At 71.2% G+C, this 4463-nt stretch carries 4 protein-coding genes and 1 pseudogene; 1 reads left to right on the top strand and 4 read right to left on the bottom strand.

All coding sequences use genetic code 11. The features are described 5' to 3' along the window. A partial coding sequence (locus KN815_RS43515) for an APC family permease (RefSeq protein ID WP_216347273.1) occupies nt 1-1455 on the bottom strand: 1455 nt, incomplete at its 3' end. A 142-nt stretch (nt 1456-1597) separates the two neighbouring features. Then, nucleotides 1598-2446 (bottom strand): helix-turn-helix transcriptional regulator, encoded by an 849-nt coding sequence (locus KN815_RS43520; protein WP_216347274.1) that lies wholly within the window; start codon nt 2444-2446, stop codon nt 1598-1600. 191 nt (nt 2447-2637) lie between these two features. Here KN815_RS43520 and KN815_RS43525 point away from each other — a divergent pair, with 191 nt between their 5' ends. Further along, nucleotides 2638-3663, top strand: coding sequence for an aldo/keto reductase (locus KN815_RS43525; RefSeq protein ID WP_216347275.1), 1026 nt, complete (start codon nt 2638-2640; stop codon nt 3661-3663). Between the two features lie 46 nt (nt 3664-3709). Here KN815_RS43525 and KN815_RS43530 read toward each other — a convergent pair whose 3' ends face one another. Both KN815_RS43530 and KN815_RS43535 read right to left on the bottom strand, forming a co-directional pair. Next, nucleotides 3710-4159, bottom strand: a complete 450-nt coding sequence (locus KN815_RS43530) for an NUDIX hydrolase (protein ID WP_216347276.1) — start codon at nt 4157-4159, stop codon at nt 3710-3712. 112 nt (nt 4160-4271) lie between these two features. Further along, nucleotides 4272-4463, bottom strand: a pseudogene (locus KN815_RS43535) (CHAD domain-containing protein); the annotation flags it as partial.

Consider the following 4463-nt stretch of genomic DNA (forward strand, 5'->3'; position numbering starts at 1 on the left):
GCCCAGCGTGCCCGGGGCGCCCCCTTCCGCGTCGGGGTCGGCGCCCGCCGCGTACTCCTCGCTGATCTCCTTCGGCCCGAACGGCCACACCTGCTCCGCCCGCGCCCACAGCACGAACGCCACACACCCCGCCGCGACCCAGGCCAGCGACCATTCGATGGGGTGCCGTCCGGGGGAGTTCTTGTCCGCGTAGCCGTAGATCACCACCCAGCCCACCAGCGCCACCGCGCTCGGCAGCGGATAGAGCCACATCCGGTACGGCCGCCGCAGCCCCGGCTGGCGGCGGCGCAGCACCGTGACCGCGATGATCTGGGCCAGGGCCTGCACGATCACCATGACCGTGGTCAGCAACTGGATCAGCGTGGCCAGATCGGTGTGGCGGCCGATCAGGAAGCCGATCGCGGTGACGACACCCATCGTGGCCAGGCCCAGCACGGGGAAGCGATGGCGCGGGTGGAGCGTGCCGTACGGGCGGAAGAAGACCCGTTCACGGGCGGCGTCGTACGGCACCCGGGAGCCGCCCAGCAGCCCGGCGAAGACCGACGCGAAGGCCGTGATCAGGATGAGCACGGTGACGACGTCGGCCGCGCCCTTCCCCCAGGTCTCCTCCAGCACCGCCGAGGCGACGGACTGGGAGGCCACCGAGCCGGGCTCGGTCATCTCGTGCCAGTCGACGACGCCGAGGGTGCCGATCTGAAGCAGCAGATAGATCCCCATGATTCCGGCGATCGAGGTGACGATGGCCCGCGGCAGGGTGCGGCCGGGGTCCTTGATCTCGGCGCCCATGTACGCGGCGGTGTTGTAGCCGAGGTAGTCGTAGATCCCGATGGTCAGGCCCGCGGCGAAGCCGGTCCAGAAATGACCGCTGGTCAGCTCGAAGGCGTGGTCCGGATAGGTGAACGCCTGCCCCGCGTCGAAGTGGCTGAAGGCGGCGACGATGACCAGGACCACGGAGGCGATCATCACGCACCACATCACGGCCGTGATCCGGGCGATGTGCTCGACCCCCCGCCACAGCAGCCCGATGACCGAGACGATGACGCCGAGTCCGACCAGATCGCCCTGGGTCCGCGTCATATCGGGCCACAGATAGCCCAGATACTGCACCAGACCGACCACGCCCGTGGACATGATCAGCGGGATGAACAGCATCGCCGTCCAGACGAACAGGAACGGCATCAGCTTGCCGCTGCGGTACTGGAACGCCTGGCGCAGATACACATAGCTGCCCCCGGCCCCCGGCAGCGAGGCGCCCAACTCGGCCCAGATCAGCCCGTCGGCGAGCGCGAGCACCGCGCCCGCGACAAAGCCGATGACGGCCTGCGGTCCGCCGAAGGCGGCGACCATGAGGGGGATGGTGACGAACGGCCCGATGCCGCACATCTGGCTCATGTTGATGGCTGTGGCCTGGAACAGGCCGATACGGCGGACGAATCCGCCCTCGGTGCCGGACATCCGGACCTCCATTGCCCTCGCGCGCCACCGCGCGCCACCGTGGGAGGAGTTGAAAGTAAGGAAACTTTCCAGTCGCGTCAAGGAGGTGGACGAAACGGGGTCGGGGCAGCGCGCGGGGCGCGGGGCGGCGGCTCGGGCCGCGTCAGGCCACCGCCGCCGCGCCCGCCAGCACCTTCAGCGCCTCCGCCGTCGCCGAGCCCTCGTCGGCCGTGTATGTGCACAGCATCTGCCCCGGGTCCGCGGGCAGGACGAACGCCTCGAACCGCAGCACCAGCTCCCCCATCTCCGGATGGCGGAACCGCTTGACGCCCCGCGTCCGCTCCTGCACCTCCTGTGCCTCCCACCGCTGCCGGAACTCCTCGCTCCGCTCCAGCAGCTCATGGGTCACCCGGCACACCCGCGAACTGCCGGGGTGGCGCCCGACCTCCGCGCGCAGCCCGGCCACCGTGTCGTCGGCGACCTCGGCCCAGTTCGGATGGATCTCCTTGAGCCGGGGGTCGAGGAAGACCAGCAGCGGGCCGTTGCGCCGCTCATCGGGGATCGCGGGGTAGTCGATGCCGAGCCGGGTGCCGAGCCGGTTCCAGGCCAGGACGTCCATCGCCGGTCCGTAGACATAGGCCGGGACAGTGCCGTCCATCGCGTTCAGCAACTGCTGGATCTCCGGCCGCACCCGCGGCCGCGGATCGGGGTCGGTCACTGCGCCGTGCCGCCGCGGCAGGGTGATGTTGCGCAGATAGGTGTGCTCGGACGGGGTCAGCCGCAGCGCCCGCGCCAGCCCGCCGACCACCGAGTCCGAGATGGCCGGGGCCCGGCCCTGCTCGATACGGGTGTAGTAGTCGACGCTGATCCCGGCCAACTGGGCGACCTCCTCACGGCGCAGCCCCCGCACCCGGCGCCGTACGACCCCCTCCGGCAGCCCCAGCTCGGCCGGGTCGAGCGCGGCGCGGCGCGCCTTGAGAAACGACTTGATCTCCGGTTCGGCATGGCCCATCCGTCCATTATCCGCGCGCCGCCCGCATCTGGGCCGGACAGGTGGTTCTGGCAGACCCAGGTTGAGCCGGGCCTGGTGAGGTGTCCGCGCGGACCCGAGGCTGAAGGCACATAAGGCCATGGAACGCAGACGCCATGGACACCGACGCTACGAACAGCGGACGCCATGGAAAGCAGAGGAAGGCACCAGCCATGAAGCGCAGGATCCTCGGTGGGACGGGCATCTCGGTGAGCGAGTACGCCCTGGGCGCGATGATGTTCGGCGCCATCGGCAACCCCGACCACGACGACTCGGTACGGATCATCCACCGCGCCCTCGACGCGGGCATCAACTTCGTCGACACCGCCGACCTCTACTCCGAGGGCGAGTCCGAGGAGATCGTCGGCAAGGCCCTCAAGGGCCGCCGCGACGACATCGTCCTGGCCACCAAGGCCCATTTCCCGATGGGCGACGACCCCAACGAAGGCGGCAACTCACGGCGCTGGATCACCCAGGAGATCGAGAACAGCCTGCGCCGCCTGGGCACGGACCACATCGACCTCTACCAGATCCACCGGCCGGACCCCACGACGGACATCGACGAGACGCTGTCGGTCCTGTCCGACCTGGTCCGGGCGGGCAAGGTGCGCGCCGTCGGATCCTCCACCTTCCCGGCCGAGCAGATGGTGGAGGCCCAGTGGGTCTCCGACCGGCGCGGGCACGTACGGTTCCGCAGCGAGCAGCCGCCGTACTCGATCCTGGCGCGGGGCGTGGAGGCGGCGGTGCTGCCGACCGCGCAGAAGTACGGGATGGGCGTGCTGAGCTGGGGCCCGCTCTCCGCGGGCTGGCTCACGGGCCGCTACACCAAGGCGTCCGATGTGGATCTGTCGGGCGGCCGGGCGGCCGTGGAGAAGCACAAGTTCGACCCGTCGCTGCCCGGTAACGCGCGCAAGCTGGAGGCGGTCGGCGCGCTGTCCGAGCTGGCCGCCGACGCCGGGCTGTCGCTGCCGCATCTGGCCATCGCCTTCGTACGGGCCCATCCGGCCATCACCTCGGTGATCATCGGCCCGCGCACCATGGCGCAGGTGGAGGATCTGCTCGCCGGGTCCGAGGTGGAGCTGAGCCAGGACGTCCTGGACCGGATCGACGAGATCGTCCCGCCGGGCACGGACCTCAACCGGGGCGACAGCTACTACCTGCCGCCGGCGCTCGCGGACAAGAGCCTGCGCCGCCGCTGACCCGGTCCCGAGGGCGGTTCACCACGGGCGGTTCACCACGGGCGGTTCAGGACGGTCGCAGGGCGTGCAGCAGCGCGTCGATGAGCGTGCGGTCGTGGTCGTAGGAGAGGCGGCGGCGGGCCGCGTCCGGGGGCAGCCAGAGCAGGCGGTCGACCTCGCGGTTGGGCACGAAGGTCTCGTCGTCGACGGCCTCCGCCGCCCAGTAGCGGACCTCCTTGGGGCGGCCCTTGGCCATGTAGTGGAGGGTGGGCAGCACCGCCCCCGGGGCGCAGCCCATACCGGTCTCCTCGACGACCTCGCGCACCGCGCCGTGCAGCGCGTCCTCGCCGGGCTTGAGCTTGCCCTTGGGGTGGGACCAGTCGTCGTAGCGGGGGCGGTGGACGAGGGCGATCTCCAGCCCGCCGCCGTGCGGGGACCGTCGCCACAGCACGCAGCCCGCCGCCAGGACCGTTCCGGTGTCCGCTGCCCCGTCACCACGGGAATCTGACCGGTTCATCCGCCGTCTCCCTCCCCGGTCTCCGGTGTCCGCCGCATTCTTCGTGCGAATGCGCCGTCTGTTGTTGCCGCTCGCCTCGGGCGTCCGCCGTCCTCGCGTCGGGCGGCCGCCGTCAGAAGGATCTGGTGGCCACGCGCCGCCAGATCCGGCCGAACGCGAAGCGGGCCGCCTCGACCTCATGCCGCTGATCGGCGTGGAGCACGCCCAGCGCGTACGCCGTCGCCGGGGCGATCCGGGGCGTACGGGCGGCTGCCGCCGCGGCGGCGGCCGCCTCGGCCGCGTCGCGGTGGCGCTCCAGCGCCTG

Source organism: Streptomyces niphimycinicus, from assembly GCF_018883605.1.
GTDB lineage: Bacteria > Actinomycetota > Actinomycetes > Streptomycetales > Streptomycetaceae > Streptomyces > Streptomyces niphimycinicus.

What these genes read in the sequence shown, in the direction of transcription:
- KN815_RS43520 (WP_216347274.1), bottom strand. Translation starts at nt 2,446, where the DNA reads ATGGGCCATGCCGAACCGGAGATCAAGTCGTTTCTCAAGGCGCGCCGC.
- KN815_RS43525 (WP_216347275.1), top strand. Translation starts at nt 2,638, where the DNA reads ATGAAGCGCAGGATCCTCGGTGGGACGGGCATCTCGGTGAGCGAGTAC.
- KN815_RS43530 (WP_216347276.1), bottom strand. Translation starts at nt 4,159, where the DNA reads ATGAACCGGTCAGATTCCCGTGGTGACGGGGCAGCGGACACCGGAACG.